The following is a 16,905-nucleotide window of genomic DNA, read 5'->3' on the forward strand; positions in this document are numbered from 1 at the left end:
TTATTATTTACCCTATTCCGTAAGGAGGGATTTTAAAGTTCTTGGAGTATCCGGCTGGTAAAAAAGTTCCAATACCCATTGTCCGTAAATCCATTTTCATGGCGAGATCAAAGGGTTTTTCCTCTCCTCCACTGCTGGCGTGCTCTGGGCATCAGGCTTCTTTATCTTCTTCGGTACCAGCATTTTCCATTCTCTCCGGGAGCTATCGTCGGTTAAGTAGGGACGCTTCTCGCTGACCACGGCAATCCCACGCTGTTTCAGCACTGTCTGGGCTTCCTCCGAAGCCAGCGTTGCCTGCGTCAAGGTGCCCAGGTTCATCCGTATACCTTCGCTTTTCAGCCGCTGCACTTCTTTCTCCAATGCCTGTTGTGTTGCCGGGCTCAGAAGCGACGGGTCATGTTCGTACTGCATTTTTTCCAACAGCGTCATTACGGCCGGAAGCTCCACCTGCCCCAGATCATACCAGCTGTTGTGAATACCATAAGTGATCCCTTTGTTCTGATCAGCCTTGCAGGCTTGGTGGCCGGGATCTGAACAGACAATAATGTCGGCCTCCTGAGCCATTTTTCGTCGGACATTGTCGTCAATAAACTGGTTCATTCTCTGCACTGGCTCGGTTGTCCATTCAAAGTTTTCAGAGATCTTTTCGCCATTGCCACTCAGACCGTAGACTTCGGTGTAGTTTTTTTTGCGCTGATCCTGAGGCCGCCCGGTTACCTGCGCCAGATCAGCCGCGCCGTGCATGGCGGCTTCCAGATGACGTTGGAATTCACTCTTGTTGCCAGACCCGGAGCTAAAATCACAGGGCAGCTGCGGCGGCAGGTCAAGACGTGTAGCGTCAAAACCACGGGGTCGAGTCTTCATTGCTGTGGGAAAATCGGCCCCAACCCCGCAACCACGGATAATGTCCATTCGATCCGCAAAGCGTAATATGCGCAGGTACCAGCGCACAGGCTCAGACAGTTGTCGTCTATCGCCACCATTGACATCATTTTCCTTGCTGACCATCGCCAATGCCATGTCATCCAGAAGCTGTTCTGGGTAGTGCCCGGCCAGGTCTCGTATGAAGTAATCAGCTGACCTTGTTTCTTCCGCTGATTTGTCGACATCTTCGGCAGCCGCATCATGGTAGATGATCGCCAGAGATAAGAGTTCTTTTTCGTCCGGGCTTAAGCAGCATTGCTGAAATTTCTCCAGCAATTCCATATACCAGTGACCATTATTTCTGGCCCGCAGGACATGACTGCAGCTGTGCAGTGGTTTCCAGACGGTTGGCAAGGTTTTTTTGCCAAGGCACTGGATCACCCGCTCCGGTCCCGGACGGCGGTAATAATGCTGCAAGACCTTCAGGATGGTTTTTTCGTTGTCGCCGACATGATCAGGCATGACCGGCGGTTTGCTGAACGCGTCCACCATAAACTGAAATGCCGTTGGTGTCTCGGCTGCCGATGGTGTCGTCTGGTCGCGGGAATTCTCCAGACCGAGAGTTTTTTTCAGATCATCAATTTCCAGATGGGCCATTTGGACATGTTTTGGCCAATTCTGGTAGAAAGTATACGTTTCCCGTTGCTCCCACAGTTTTTCAAACCATTCGATATATTCAGCCGGGGAAAAATCACGAATAACTTTATTACTGCGAGGGTAATGCCATTCCAGATTGGCTTTAAGTCTATCCAGAAGGTCTTTGTTCGGGGAAGCCCCGTAATGAAACAGGGCCAATAAGTGAGACTGGATATGTTCAAGGGTTGGATGCAGCAGACTCGTTACATAAAGTGATGCCTCTGTCAAACGCGTCTGCCGTTGCTGTGGACTGATGCCCCTGCAGATTCGGTCAAATTCAACGACGTTTCCCGAACAACCAGTTAAAGGTAACCGCTTGAGATGTTGCAGGGTAAGGCTCTCAAAGGGAGCATAGGCAGCCACCATACAATTGAATATGCCCGCTGGCACTTCAGAGTCATAACAATCTTTCATACATTTGATATGTCTCATGCCCCATTTAGTGGGCCTTGCCCCGCTCTGCAAAAGGAGCTGAAATAATCGGTAAGCTTCTTCCTCCCACTTTTGCTGCTGAGTCGGGGTTGCCGGTTCCGGGAACCCCATATTGTGTCTAACTATTTCAGTATTGAGGAGAATATCAGGCAAAGACTTAACCATCAGATTATGAAAAAAACGCTGGTCAATGGGCAATCCACTTCGTTTTAATTCCATAAGCCTATCGGAGCTATAACAATCGGGATCACTCACCAGCTTGATAGCCTGTTGCAATTTGTGCATCACATCCGGTGGGTCGGTTAATTCCGAACTCAGTGTCTCTGCCCGCAAAGTGATTGGCAGCAGATTCAACATGGCTCTGAAATTGTTCGGGTCAATGCTCTGTGAGGACGTGAAATCATCCAGAGAGTGCTCATTGCCGGCCAGGTGGATACTGTCCAGCTCATCATCAAAACAGACCTGTACAGAACCTGTGTGATGACAATAAACGACCAGAGGCAGAGGTTTAAGCTTTAATTCCTTTTCACACTGGCGTTTGGACTCCAGGATATCGGCAATATTTGCCTGTGCATCGTTGTAAACGCAAAAGCATTGGATGTCTTCCTTGCTATAGCGGGTGAGCACCAGTTCCGGGTAACGTTCCAGGGGAAGATCGAAGAGTTTAAGTTTTGGTAGACTGAACGATCCGTCCGCTCTCAGATGTCCTGAGGTGAAACGAGGATAAACTCCCCAGATAACGATATTGGAACGTCCAAGAAGTCCATCGTGCAATGATTGCAGGTCAGGCAGAAGTTTTGCCTGCAGTTTATCCGCATCTGCACCTCTTTTCATACGCCAGCTGTGGGCATCACGTTTGTAGACGTACAGGCATTGGGGATTAACAGTGCCTACCATCCACTTACCGCAGAGTTCTGTCACGGGCTCAGTGGGCATCATCGCCCCCGGCAGGGCGAGGGTGAAGGGTCTTGGCGCACCCTTACCCGAAAAGTAATTTCTCTCTTCAGTCAATTCAATTCGCCGAAACGCCAGACGCCCGCTTTCAGCGGCCTGCAGTAGCTCCTGTCGCTCAGACTCCCTGGGATGACTGGGTAGTAGCTTGCGGGTCGGTTGGCTGGTTGACCATTGGCTAGAGGACTTTACCGCCTTGCTGTCAGGCCTTGGTTGATCAAACTTTGGTTGAGAGTAAGGGCTCAGGTTTACAGAGTTCCCAGTTCCCTGGGCAACATTCATGGCAATACTCCTTTAAAACGTATTATTTACCCACTTCCGTGTGGTTGGATTCGACAATCTTTAGAGTGGCTGGCTGGTACAAAAGTTCCTGTATGGTCCCACTTTCCGTAACTGTATTTTCATAGCGAGATCAATGGATTGTTATCGGCTCTCTTCTGCTGGTGCATTCTGATCATCAAGCTTCGCTATCTTCTTCGGCACCAGCATTTTCCATTCCTTCGGGTCGCCATCGTTGGTAACGAAGGAACGCTTCTCGCTGACCACGGCAATCCCACGCTGTTTCAGCACTGTCTGGGCTTCCTCCGAAGCCAGCGTTGCCTGCGTCAAGGTGCCCAGGTTCATCCGTATACCTTCGCTTTTCAGCCGCTGCACCTCTTTCTCCAATGCCTGTTGTGTTGCCGGGCTCAGAAGCGACGGGTCATGTTCGTACTGCATTTTTTCCAACAGCGTCATTACGGCCGGAAGCTCCACCTGCCCCAGATCATACCAGCTGTTGTGAATACCATAAGTGATCCCTTTGTTCTGATCAGCCTTGCAGGCTTGGTGGCCGGGATCTGAACAGACAATAATGTCGGCCTCCTGAGCCATTTTTCGTCGGACATTGTCGTCAATAAACTGGTTCATTCTCTGCACTGGCTCGGTTGTCCATTCAAAGTTTTCAGAGATCTTTTCGCCATTGCCACTCAGACCGTAGACTTCGGTGTAGTTTTTTTTGCGCTGATCCTGAGGCCGCCCGGTTACCTGCGCCAGATCAGCCGCGCCGTGCATGGCGGCTTCCAGATGACGTTGGAATTCACTCTTGTTGCCAGACTCCGAGGTGAACTCACCAGTCAGCCGCGTTGGTAAGTCGAGACGTGTAGCGTCAAAACCCTGAGGTTGGGTCACGGTTAATCCGGGAAAATCAGGCCCAACCCCACAACCACGGATAACGTCCATGCGATCCGCAAAGCGTAATATGCGCAGATACCAGCGCACAGAAGCAGACAGTTGCTGCTTATCGCCACCATTGACATCATTTTCCTTGCTGACCATCGCCAGTGCTACATCATCCAGCAGCGGTTCAGGGTAGTGTCCGGCCAGGTCCCGTTTGAAGTAATGTGCGGATCTTGTTTCTTCCGCCGATTTGTCGACATCTTCGGCAGCTGAGTCATGGTAGATAATTGCCAGAGCCAGAAGTTCTTTTTCTTCCGGGCTCAGGGAACACTGCTGAAATTTCTCCAGCAATTCCATATACCAGAGCCCATTATTTCTGGCCCGCAGGACATGACTGCAGCTGTGCAGTGGTTTCCAGATTGTTGGCATGTTTGGTCTGCCAAGGCTCTGGATCACCCGCTCCGGTCCCGGACGGCGGTAATAATGCTGCAGTACTTTCAGGATGGTTTTTTCATTATCGCCGACATTTTCAGGCAAGACCGGCGGTTTGCTGAAGGCATCCTCCACAAACTGTAATGCCTCTGGTGTTTCGGCTGCCGATGGTGTTGCCTGGTCGTGAGAATTGCCCAGACCCAGAGATTGTCTCAGGTCCTTGATTTCACGTTGAGCTTGCTGGACAAGTTCTGGCCAATTCTGGTAGAGGGGATGCGTTTCCCGTTGCTGCCAGAGTTTTTCAACCCATTGGATATAATCAACCGCAGAAAAATCCTCAATAACCTTCTTACCTCTGGGGTAAAACCAGTCCAGACTATCTTCAGACCTATGCAGAAACTCACTGTCCAGGTTAGAACTGTAACGAAAGATGGCCAGTAAGCGGGACTTGATCATGTCGAGGGAAGGATGATAAAAGCGCACACTAAATAGTACCTCTTTTATACATTGCTCTAGTTGTTCTGGACTGTGACCCTGACAAATTCGGTGAAATTCTACAACGCTTCCCGGGCAACCGGTAAAAGGTATTTTCGCGAGATGTTTCAGGGTCAGGCACTCAAGTGGTGCGAAGGCAGCTACAATATGATTGATTATGCCTGCTGGTATTGCCCGAACCATGTAATCATCCATGGCGTCGATTATATGAATCCCCCCTCCCAGACTTGCCCCGCTCTGCAGAAGCAGCTGAAGTAAGCGACAAGCTTCTTTCTCCTGATGTCGAGTTTGATCGTGCTCTGGCTGATCGATTCTGATCATTTCGGAAGTCATCAACATTTCAAGCAATGATTGAACGTTTCCTTTGTGAAAAAAACGCTGGTGAATGGGCAAGCCACTTTGTTTTAATTTCAAAAGTTTCTCGTAACTGTAACAACAGGGATCACTCACCAGCTCGATGGCCTGTTGCAATGTGCTCATAACATTCGGTGAGACGTTTAATTTTGAGCCCAGTGCCTCTGCCCGCAAAGACATTGGCAGCAGATTTAGCAGGGCTCTGAAATGGTCCGGGGCTATGCCCTGTGAAAACGCATAATCATCCAGAGAACGCTCATTTCTGGCCAGGCGTTTACTATCCAGCTCATCATCAAAATAGACCTGCACAGAACCCGTGCGGTGGCAATAAACGACCAGAGGCAATGGTTTGAGCTGCAATTCCTTTTCACACTGACGCTTGTCCTGCAAGATATCGGCAATATTTCTCTGTGCATCGTTGTAAATACATAAGCATGTGATGTCTTCTTTGCTATAACGGTTGAGCAGCAGTTCCGGGTAATCAAAACAAACTAAGCGGTTTCCATTGTGGCGTTTCAATTTTGGTGAACTAAAGGTTCCATCGACTTGCAGATGTCCCGAGGTGAAATGATCAGGATAAACTTTCCAGATGACCTGATCGGCATGCTCACGACCTTTATCGTGCAGTGATTGCAGATCAGACAGTAATTTTACTCTCAGTTTATCCGGAGTTACGTCAGGCTCTTGCAGCATCCTGGTCCATGCATCACGTTTGTAGACGTACAGGCATTGGGGATTGACAATGCCTACCATCCATTTACCAAGCCCTTTTAACAAAGGCTCGGTGGGCATCATCTCCCCCGGCAGGGCGAGGGTGAAAGGTCTTGGTGCTCCCTTACCCGAAAAGTAATCTTTTTCTTCAGGCAATTTAATTCGCCTAAACGCCAGACGTCCGCTCTCAGCAGCCCGCAGTAGCGCTTGTCGCTCAGACTCCCTGGGATGACAGGGTAGCAGCTTGCGGGTCGGTTGGCTGGTGGTCCATTGGCCAGAGGCTTTTACCGACCGGGTGTCAGGCTTTGGTTGATCAAACTTTGGTTGAGAGTGAGGGCAAGGGCCGACAGAGGTTCCCGTTCCGTGTGCAACATTCATGGCAATACTCCATTAACACTTATGATTTATCCATTTCTCTCAAAGAGTGGATTCTGCCGTCATTAGAGTAACTTGCTGGTAAAAAGTTCCAGTATGATCCCACTGTCTTTTGCTGGATTTGCAAAGCAAGGTCAAAGGATTTTATTGGCCCTCCCCTGCTGGCGCATTCTGAGCATCTGGCTTCGCTATCTTCTTTGGTACCAGCATTTCCCATTCTCCAGGGAGGCCATCGTTGGTAACGTAGGATCGCTTCCTGCTGACCACGTTAATCCCGCGCTGTTTCAGCACTTGTCGGGCTTTCTCCGAAGTCAGCGTTTCTTGCGTCAAGGTGCCCAGATTCATCTGAATACCGTTGCTCTTCAGCCTCTGCACCTCTTGCTCCATTGACTGTTGTGTTGTCGGGCTCAGCAGCGACGGGTCATGTTCGTACTGCATCTTTTCCAGCAGCGTCATTTCGGCCGGAATCTCGACCTGCCTCAGATCATGCCAGCTGTTATGAATACCAAAAGTGATACCTTTATTCTGATCAGTCTTGCAGGTTTGGTGGCTGGGGTCTGAACAGACAATAATGCTAGCCTCCTGAGCCATTTTCCGCCGGACATTGTCGTCAATAAACTGGTTCATTCTCTGCACTGGCTCAGTGGTCCATTCAAAGTTTTCAGAGATCTTTGAGCCATTAGCGTCCAGACCGTAGACTTTGGTGTAGTTTTTTTTGCGCTGATCCTTAGGCCGCCCGGTTATCTGCGCCAGATCAGCCGCACCGTGCATGGCGGCTTCCAGATGCCGTTGGAATTCATTCTTGCTGCCAGGCTCGGCGGTAAACTCTTCAGTCAGCCGCGGAGGTAAGTCAAGACGTCCAGCGTCAAAACCCGGAGGCCGAGTCAGCGTAAATCCGGGAAAATCGTCGCCAACCCCACAACCACGGATAATGTCCATTCGATCCGCAAAGCGTAATATGCGCAGATACCAGCGCAGAGGCTCGGGCAGGCTCTGCTCATCTTTACCATTGACATCGTTTTCCTTGCTGTCCATTGCCAGTGCTATGTCATCCAGTAGTGGTTCAGGATAGTGCCCGGCCAGGTCCCGTTTGAAGTAGTATGCTGATCTTGTTTCTTCCGCTGATTTGTCGACATCTTCGGCGGCAGCATCATGATAGATGATCGCCAGCGCCATGAGTTGTTTTTCTTCCGGGCTCAGATAACACAGCTGAAATTTCTCCAGCAATTCCATATACCAGTGCCCATTATTCCTGGCCCGCAGGACATGGCTGCAGCTGTGGAGCGGTTTCCACACGGTTGGCATGGTCTGTCTGCCAAGGCTACGGATCACCCGTTCTGGTCCCGGACGGCGATAATAATGCTGCAATACTTTCAGGATGGTTTTTTCATTGTCGCCGACATTATCAGGCATGACCGGCGCTTTGCTGAAGGCGTCCACCACTAGCTGTAATACCGGTTTCCTGGCTGCCAAGGGTGTTGTCGATGCGCCAGAATCGTCCAGCGGACCGAGAGACTTTTTCAAATCCCTGATGTCCTCCTGAGCCTGTCGGACATGCTCTGGCCAATTCTGGTAGAAAGGATTCGTTTCCCGTTGCGTCCACAGTTTTTCAACCCATTGGATGTAATCAGCCACGGAGAAATTATTAATCACCTTCTTACCGTCACGGTAATAACGGTTCAGATCTACTTTGAGACGATGCAGAACCTCTTTGTCCATGTGAGTACCGTAATGAAAAAGGGCCAGTAAGCGGGACTTGATCATGTCGAGGTTTTGATCGTGAAAAAGCACATCCAATAATGCCGCTTCCATGTATTTTTGTATTTGTCCTTTATCGCGACGGAGATCCTGACAGACCCGGTCAAATTCAACGACGTTTCCCGGACAACTGGTTAAAGGAAATTTCCTGAGATGGTTCGTGTTCAGAAAATCAAAGGGCGCAAAGGCAGCCACCATATAATTCATTACCTCCGCTGACACTTTCAATTCTGAACCATCTAGCATACTGTTAAAAATCATGGCAGACCTGAAATCCAGCCTCGCTCCGCTGTGCAGAAGCAGCTTAAGTATGCGGTAAGCTTCTTCCTCATGTTCCTGAGTTTGCCCATGCTCAGGTTGTTTTTTTCTTAACTCTTCGGAAGTCAGTAACATATCAAGCAACGTTCGAGCAGTTCCTTCATGAAAAAAACGCTGGTGAATTGGCAAGCCGCTTTGTTTTAATTCCAGCAGCTTTTCGTAACTGTAATGATCGGGATCACTCACTAGCGTGATGGCCTGTCGCAATTTGTGTCTGACATTGGCCGAGTCGGTTGATTCCGAACTCAATGTCTCTGCCCGCAAAGACATTGGCAGCAGATTTAACACGGCTCTGAAATGTTTTGGGGCTATGCCCTCTAAAAACGCAAAATTATTCAGGGAATGCTCATTCCTGGCTAAGTGTTTACTGTCCAGCTCATCATCAAAGTAGACCTGTACAGAACCTGTCTGATGGCAATAAACGACCAGGGGCAAGGGTTCAAGCTCCAATACCTGTTCACACTCACGCTTGTCCTGCAGGATATCGGCAATATTTATCTGTGCATCGTTGTAAACACAAAAGCATTTGATGTCTTTTTCGCTGTATCCGGTGAGCACCAGTTCCGGGTAATCCAGTCGTGTGCTACTGCCAAATTTCAATTTTGGTAAACTGAACGTCCCATCCGGTTGCAGATGCCCCGAGGTAAAACGCAGAGGATAAACTCTCCAGATCACCTGATCGCCACGCTCAAGACGCCTACCGAGCAATGATTGCAGATGAGGTAGTAATTTTACTGTCAGTTTTTCCGGAGTTGAGTCAGGCTCCTCCAGCAGATCTCTGGTCCTTGCGTTACGTTTATAAACATACAGGCATTGTGGATCAATAATGCCTACCATCCATTTACCATAACGTTGTGGCACGTGTTCGGTTGGCATCATCTTTCCCGGCAGGGCAAGGGTAAAGGGTCTTGGTGCACCCTTGCCCGAAAAGTAATTTTTTTCTTTACTCAATTCAATTCGCCGAATCGCCAGGCGTCCACTCTCAGCGGCCCACAGTAGCTCTTGTCGCTCAGACTCCCTGGGATGACGGGGTAGCAGCTTGCGGGTTGGTTGGCTGCTTGACCATTGGCCAGAGGCTGTTGCCGCCCGGGTATCAAAATGGGGTTGTGGGCACGGGCTCGCATTGACTCTCATTCCGTGGGCAGCATTCATAGAAACATTCCTGGAAAACGTTTTATGTATGAGGACATTCTGATGTCTTTAGAGTAACTGGCAGTTAAAAAGTTCCATCTGCCGCTGCTGCACCCTGAGCGTCAGTCTTCGCAATCTTCTTTGGCACCAGCATTTCCCATTCTCTCGGGAGGCCATCGTTGGTTAAGTAGGGACGCTTCTCTCTGAACACGCCAATACTCCGTTGTTTCAGCACTTTTTGGGCTTCCTCCGAAGCCAGCGTTTTTTGCGTCAAGGTGCCCGGATTCATCTGTATACCTTCGTTCTTCAGCCGCTGCACCTCTTGCTCCAGTGCCTGTTGTGTTGTCGGGCTCAGCAGCGACGGGTCATGTTCGTACTGCATCTTTTCCAACAGCGTCATGCCGACCGGAATCGTCACCTGCCTCAGATCATACCAGCTGTTATGAATACCATAAGTGATCCCTTTGTTCTGATCAGCCTTGCAGGCTTGGTGGCCGGGGTCTGAACAGACAATAATGCTAGCCTCCTGAGCCATTTTGCGCCGGACATTGTCGTCAATAAACTGGTTCATTCTCTGCACTGGCTCGGTTGTCCATTCGAAGTTTTCGGAGATCTTTGAGCCATTGGCTCTGAGACCGTAGACTTGGGTGTAGTTTTTCTTACGCTGATCCCCGGGCCGCCCGGTTAACTGCGCCAGATCAGCCGCACCGTGCATGGCAGCTTCCAGATGCTGTTGGAATTCACTCTTTTTGTCAGGCTCGGAGACAAAGTCTTCAGTCAGCTGTGGTGGTAAGTCAAGACGGGTAGCGTCAAAACCCCGAGGTCGAGTCACCGTTAATCCGGGAAAATCAGCCCCAACCCCACAACCACGGATAATGTCCATTCGATCTGCAAAGCGTAATATGCGCAGGTACCAGCGCACAGCCTCAGACAGGTTCTGCTCACCTATACCCTTGACATCGTTTTCCTTGCTGACCATTGCCAGTGCTATATCCTTCAGCAGCTGTTCAGGGTAGTGCCCGGCCAGATCCCGTTTGAAATAATCAGCTGACCTTGATTCTTCCATTGATTTGTCGACATCTTCGGCAGCCGCGTCATGGTAAATAATGGCCAGAGACAGAAGTTCTTTTTCGTCCGGTCTCAAGGAGCATTGCTGAAATTTCTCCAGCAATTCCATATACCAGAGCCCATTATTTCTGGCCCGCAGGACATGACTGCAGCTGTGCTGCGGTTTCCATACGGTTGGCATGGTTTCTCTGCCAAGGCTCTGGATCACTCTTTCCGGCCCCGGACGGCGGTAATAATGCTGCAATACCGTCAGGATGGTTTTTTCATTATCGCCAGCATTGTCAGGCAGGATCGGCGACCTCTTGAACGCGTCCACTACAAACTGTAATGCCGCTGGTACCCCGGTTACCAGTGGTGTGGCCGAGGCACCGGAATCGTTGAGACCGAGAGATTTTTTCAGGTCCTCAATTTCCCGATGAGACTGTTCGACATGCTTTGGCCAATTCTGGTAGAAAGGATCTGTTTTCCGATTAATCCACAGTTTTTCAACCCATTCGATATAATCATCCATGGTTAAATCATCAATAATTTGCACACCGCGAATGCAATATTTGCCCAAGAATAATTTAAGCCAATCCAGAGTCTTTTCGTCCAGGCAAGCATTGAAATGAAACAGGGCCAGCAAGTGGGATTTGACTGTGGCGAGGGGGGGAGGTTCAAAACTCACATCTAATACTCTTCTCAAATGTTGCTGTATTTGCTCTTCATTGAGCCGCTGACAGATTCGGTTAAATTCAACGACGTTTCCCGGGCAACCGATTAAAGGTATTTTCTGGAGATGTTCCAGAGTCATAAAATCAAAGGGAGCAAAGGCTGCCACCATATAGTTCATTGCACCCGCTGGCATTACCTGTTCCGAGGTGCCGTTCATCCTCTCAATTAAGAGAATAGCTCTCTCCAGCTTTGTCCCGCTTTGCAAAAGCAGATGAAGTAAGCGACAAGCTTCTTGCGCCTGTTTCTGAGTTTGCTCATGCTCTGGCTCCATGTTTCTGTACATTTCGGAAAACACTAACAGGCCAAGCAAAGAATCAACCTCTCCTCCATAGAAAAAACGCTGGTGAATGGGCAAGCCACTTTGTTTTAATTCCAGAAGCTTCTCGTAATTGTAACAATAGGGGTCACTTACCAACTCGATGGCCTGTTGTAATTTGCGCATAACTTCCGGTGAGACGTTTAATTCCTGACTCAGTGTGTCTGCCCGCAAAGACATTGGCAGCAGATTTAACAGGGCTCTGAAATGGTCCGGGGCTATGCCCTGTGTAAACGCACAACCTTCCAGAGAATGCTCATTCCCGGCCAGGCGATGACTGTCCAGCTCATCATCAAAACAGACCTGAACAGAGCCTGTGCGGTGGCAATAAACAACCAGAGGCAAGGGTTTAAGGTTTAATACCTTTTCACACTGGCGCTTGTCCCGCAGGATGTCGGAAATATTTATCTGTGCATCGTCGTAAACGCAAAAGCATTTGATGTCTTCTCTGCCATATTTGCTGAGCAACAGTTCCGGATAATCAGCTGTGCGGGTACCATCGCCGGATTTCAATTTTGGTAAACTGAACGTTCCATCCGCTTGCAGATGTCCTGAGGTGAAAAGGGTGGGATAAACTCTCCAGATGATCTGATCGTCACGCTCAAGACGTTTACCGAGCAATGATTGCAGATGAGGCAGTAGTTTTATTGGCAGTGTTTCCGGAGTTAAGTCAGACTCCAACACCAGAAATCTTGTCCCAGCATTACGTTTATAAACGTAGAGGCATTGTGGATCAATAATGCCTACCATCCATTTGCCATAAGATTCTGGCATACGCTGGTTGGGCATCATCCCCCCCGGCAGGGCGAGACTGAAGGGTCTTGGTGCCCCATTACCCGAAAAGTAATCTTTTTCTTTAGCCAATTTAATTCGCCGTAACGCCAGGCGCCCACTCTCAGCGGCCAGCAGTAGCGCCTGTCGCTCAGACTCCCTGGGATGAAGGGGGAGCAGCTTAAGGGTCGATTTGTAGACTGTCCACGGACCAGAGGCTATAACCGGCTGGTTTTCAAACTTTGGTGGAGGAGTGCAAGAGCTCGCATAGGTTCCCGCTCCTTGGGTAACATTCATGGCAATACCTCTTTAAAACTAATTATTTACCCACTGCTTTGCGGATGAGTTCTAATGGACTTAGAGTCATTAACTGGTCATAAAGTTCCATTACGTTCCCACTGTCCGTAGCTGCATTTTCATAACAAGATCAAAGGATTCTACATGCCCACCCCGCCGGAGCATCCTCCCGGGCATCAGGCTTCGCTATTTTCTTCGGCACCCGCATTACCCGCTCTCCCGGGAAGCCATTGTCGGAAAAGTAGTGTCGCTTCCTGCTGAACACGTCAATTCCCCGTTGTTTCAGCACTTTTTGAGCTGCTTCCGAAGCCAGCGTTGTTTGCCGCAAGGTGCCCGGATTCATCCGAATACCTTCGCTATTCAGCCGCTGCACCTCTTTCGCCAATGCCTGTTGTGTTGTCAGGCTGAGCAGCGATGGGTCATGTTCGTACTGCATTTTTTCCAACAGCGTCATGCTGGCCGGAATCACCACTTGCCCCAGATCATACCCGCTGTTATGAATACCGCGGGTGATCCCTTTTTTCTGATCAGCCTTGCAGGCTTTGTGGCTGGGGTCTGAACAGACAACCATTCCGGCCTCTTGAGCCATTTTGCGCCGGACATTGTCATCAATAAACCGGTTCATTCTCTGCAGAGGCTCAGTGGTCCATTCAAAGTTTTCAGAGATCTTTGAGCCATTGCCAGTCAGACCGTAGACTTGGGTGTAGTTTTTTTTGCGCCAGTCTTGAAGTGGCCCGGTTACCCGCGCCAGATCAGCCGCACCGTGCATGGCGGCTTCAAGATGCCGTTGGAATTCACCCTTGTTGCCAGGCTCGGAGGTAAACTCTCTGGTCAGATGCGCTGGTAAGTCAAGACGTTTAGCGTCAAAACCCACAGGTTGAGTCAGCCTTAATCCGGGAAAGTCAGCCCCAACCCCAAAAGCACGGATCATGTCCATGCGATCAGCAAAGCGTAATATGTGCAGATACCAGCGTACGGAATCTGACACTTTTTGCTCATCGCCACCATTGACATCATTTTCCTTGCTGACCATCGCCAGTGCTACATCATCCAGCAGTGCTTCAGGGTAGTGCCCGGCCAGGTCCCGTTTGAAGTAATAAGCTGATCTCGTTTCTTCCGCTGATTTGTCGACGTCTTCGGCCGCTGCGTCATGGTAGATAATCGCCAGCGTCAGGAGTTCTTTTTCTTTCGGGCTCAGGTAACACTGCTCAAATTCCTCCAGTAATTTCATGTACCAGTGACCATTATTCCTGGACCGCAGGACATGACTGCAGCTGTGCAGCGGTTTCCACACGGTTGGCACGGTCTGTCTGCCAAGGCTCTGGATCACCCGCTCCGGTCCCGGACGGCGGTAATAATGCTGCAATACCGTCAGGATGGTTTTTTCATTATCGCCGACATTTTCTGGCATGACGGGTGCTTTGCTGAAGGCGTCCACCAAAAATTGTAATGCTGCTGGTGTCCCGGCTGCCAATGGTGTCGTTAACCTGCTGGCATCGTCTGGCAGACCAAGAGATTGTCTCAGCTCAGCGATTTGCACATGGGCCTTTCGGACATATTCTGGCCAATTCTGGTAGAAAGGATACTCTTTTCGTTGTTTAAACAGGTTGTCAAGCCATTGGATATAATCATTCAGAGATAAGTCACCAATAATCTTCTTGCCATCGCGGTACTCCCACTCCAGATAGACTTTAAGATGATTCAGAAAACGTTGCTCCATAGAGGTATCGTAATGGAACAGGGCCAGTAACAGGGACTGGAGGGTTTCGAGAGTTGGAGGATTAAGACCACGTACATAATCATTTGTTAGCCTCTCCAGAAAACTCAGCCGCTGCTGTGGAGTGTATTCCCGGCAGATTCGGTCAAATTCAACAACGTTTCCCGGGCAGCCGGCTAAAGGTATTCTCCTGAGATGTTCCAGAGTCAGAAAATCAAACGGGGCAAAAGCAGCCACCAGATAATTCATCATGCTCGGTGGCATTACCGGATTCAGAGGATTATCCATCATGGCAAAGGGTGAATAAGACCTCTCCAGCCTTGCCCCGCTGTGTAGAAGCAGCTCACATAAGCGGCAGGCTTCCTCCTCCTGTTTCCGGGTTTGCTCGTGCCTTGGTTTTCCGTTCCTGAGCATTTCGGAAGTCAGCAACATTCTGAGTAAAGATCGAACACCATTTTCATGAAAAAAACGCTGGTGAATGGGTAAGCCACTTTGTTTTAGTTCCAGAAGCTTCTTGTAGTTGTACGAATCGGGATCACTGACCAGATCGATGGCCTGTTGCAATTTTTGCCTGACATCTGGTGAGACGGTTAATTCCGAACTCAGTGCCTCTGCCCGCAAAGACATTGGCAGCAGATTCAAAATGGCTCTGAAATGATCTGGAGTTATGCCCTTTGAGTACGCAAAATCATTCAGGGAACGCTCATTCATGGTCAGGTATGGATTCTTCAGTTCATCATCAAAATAGACCTGTACCGAACCTGTGCGGTGGCAATAAATAACCAGAGGCAGGGGGGGAAGATTTAATGCACTTTCACACTTTAGCTTGTCCCACAGTAGATCGGAAATATTTATCTGTGCATCGTTGTATACGCAAAAGCATTTGATGTCTTCTTTGCTGTATTGAGTGAGCACCACTTCAGGGTAACCAGACGGCCTGGAATCATTGTCGAGTTTCAATTTTGGTAAACTGAACGTTCCGTCCGCTTGCAGATGTCCTGAGGTGAAACGAGGATAAACGCCCCAGATAACCGTATTGGCACGTCCAAGAAGTCCATCGTGCAATGAGTGCAGATCAGGCAGTAGTTTTGCTGGCAGTTTATCCGGATCTGCGCCCCACGCCAGATGCCGTGTGTGGGCATCACGTTTGTAGACATAGAGGCACTGGGGATTAACGACGCCTATCATCGATTCACCGCAGCTTTCTTCCACGGGCTCAGTGGGTAGCATTTCTCCCGGCAGGGCAAGGGTGAAAGGTCTTGGTGCCCCCTTGCCCAAAAAGTAATGTTGTTCTTCAGTCAAATAAATTCGCCGAAACGCCAAGCGCCCACTCTCAGCGGCCCGAAGTAGCTCTTGCCGGTCAGGCTCCCTCGGATGACAGGGTGACACCTTGCGGGTCGGTTGGCTGGTTGTCCATTGGCCGGAGGCTGTTATCGGCTGGGTGTCAGACTTTGGTGGAGGGCTCAGGCTCGCAGAGGTCTCCATTCCTTGGGCGACAATCATGGTAATACTCCTCTAAAGTTTATTATTTACCTACCTCCTTATGGGTGGATTTTAAGCTTTTGGAGTAACTGGCTGGCGAAAAGTTCCATTTAAATCATTCTGCATTCCCATCATTTCTTTGCGGTATTGCCCGTTATCTCTGGCATCAATGGCCGAATTGAGAAGGCCAAAACCTCGGGCCAAGCTTCCCCGCAAAGGCGTTTGTGCTGTGGTAGTCCATTTTGATTCCCTTGTGTTAATTGCCTACAGTGGTAGCTCAATGGAGGTATTTTATGGATAACCTATACAAAACTGATTACACCCGGTGGCTTGGCCAGCAACGGGAGCTGCTGGAAAACAGGCAGTTTGACAAGCTTGACATCGACAACCTGTTGGAGGCCATGGATTCCGAAATGGGAGATACTTCCAATGAATTACGGTCTCATTTGCGGATATTGCTCATACATCTACTTAAATACGACTACCAGAAACGGGTGCTGAAAGACCCTTGGGTAGAAGATAAGGTGATCTATACATGGATACCCAGCATCAATAACCCAAGAGGCGAAATTAAGGAGCACTTGAAAAGGAATCCAAGCCTTGACCCCATGACTGATGAGATACTGTCAGAAGCCTATTACAGCGCCAAACCCAGGGCGACCCTGGAACTTAACAAACATATCCGTATTAAAGAAAAACGCCTGAACAAAAACAGCTTCCCCGAACAATGCCCATGGTCGTTCGAGCAAGTCACCGATGACGACTGGCTACCCGGAGACTGAAGGAGGCATCTTATTAACAACCAGTACAAAACCGATTTCACCCAATAGCTTAGCCAGCAAAGGGAGCTGCTGGCCAACGGCCAATT

At 49.5% G+C, this 16,905-nt stretch carries 6 protein-coding genes; 1 reads left to right on the forward strand and 5 read right to left on the reverse strand.

The window, feature by feature from the left end; translation table 11 throughout:
• Positions 1–96 precede the first annotated feature (96 nt).
• The 5 genes from KBW69_RS08800 to KBW69_RS08820 all read right to left on the reverse strand — a co-directional run bounded on the left by KBW69_RS08800 (position 97) and on the right by KBW69_RS08820 (position 16,058).
• Positions 97–3,225 carry a hypothetical protein gene (locus KBW69_RS08800; RefSeq protein ID WP_257280631.1) on the reverse strand — a complete coding sequence of 1,043 codons (3,129 nt, stop codon included), beginning with the start codon at positions 3,223–3,225 and terminating at the stop codon, positions 97–99.
• A 141-nt stretch (positions 3,226–3,366) separates the two neighbouring features.
• On the reverse strand, positions 3,367–6,468 hold the full coding sequence (locus KBW69_RS08805) for a hypothetical protein (protein ID WP_257280632.1): 3,102 nt from the start codon (positions 6,466–6,468) through the stop codon (positions 3,367–3,369).
• Between the two features lie 141 nt (positions 6,469–6,609).
• A complete protein-coding gene (locus KBW69_RS08810; protein ID WP_257280633.1) occupies positions 6,610–9,693 on the reverse strand; it encodes a hypothetical protein in 3,084 nt (1,027 codons plus the stop codon).
• 64 nt (positions 9,694–9,757) lie between these two features.
• Complete coding sequence (locus KBW69_RS08815) at positions 9,758–12,838, reverse strand: hypothetical protein (RefSeq protein WP_257280635.1); 3,081 nt, start codon at positions 12,836–12,838, stop codon at positions 9,758–9,760.
• 130 nt (positions 12,839–12,968) lie between these two features.
• On the reverse strand, positions 12,969–16,058 hold the full coding sequence (locus KBW69_RS08820) for a hypothetical protein (protein WP_257280636.1): 3,090 nt from the start codon (positions 16,056–16,058) through the stop codon (positions 12,969–12,971).
• A 272-nt stretch (positions 16,059–16,330) separates the two neighbouring features.
• On the opposite strand from KBW69_RS08820, the gene KBW69_RS08825 reads away from it, so the two are divergent.
• On the forward strand, positions 16,331–16,819 hold the full coding sequence (locus KBW69_RS08825) for a DUF29 domain-containing protein (RefSeq protein WP_257280637.1): 489 nt from the start codon (positions 16,331–16,333) through the stop codon (positions 16,817–16,819).
• The last annotated feature ends 86 nt before the right edge of the window (positions 16,820–16,905 follow it).

The sequence above is a fragment of the Endozoicomonas sp. ISHI1 genome (assembly GCF_024606225.1).
In the GTDB taxonomy this organism is placed as follows: domain Bacteria; phylum Pseudomonadota; class Gammaproteobacteria; order Pseudomonadales; family Endozoicomonadaceae; genus Endozoicomonas_A.

Excerpts from the sequence above, each read along its gene's own strand:
- KBW69_RS08800 (WP_257280631.1), bottom strand. The coding sequence starts at position 3,225 with ATGAATGTTGCCCAGGGAACTGGGAACTCTGTAAACCTGAGCCCTTAC.
- KBW69_RS08805 (WP_257280632.1), bottom strand. The coding sequence starts at position 6,468 with ATGAATGTTGCACACGGAACGGGAACCTCTGTCGGCCCTTGCCCTCAC.
- KBW69_RS08810 (WP_257280633.1), bottom strand. The coding sequence starts at position 9,693 with ATGAATGCTGCCCACGGAATGAGAGTCAATGCGAGCCCGTGCCCACAA.
- KBW69_RS08815 (WP_257280635.1), bottom strand. The coding sequence starts at position 12,838 with ATGAATGTTACCCAAGGAGCGGGAACCTATGCGAGCTCTTGCACTCCT.
- KBW69_RS08820 (WP_257280636.1), bottom strand. The coding sequence starts at position 16,058 with ATGATTGTCGCCCAAGGAATGGAGACCTCTGCGAGCCTGAGCCCTCCA.
- KBW69_RS08825 (WP_257280637.1), top strand. The coding sequence starts at position 16,331 with ATGGATAACCTATACAAAACTGATTACACCCGGTGGCTTGGCCAGCAA.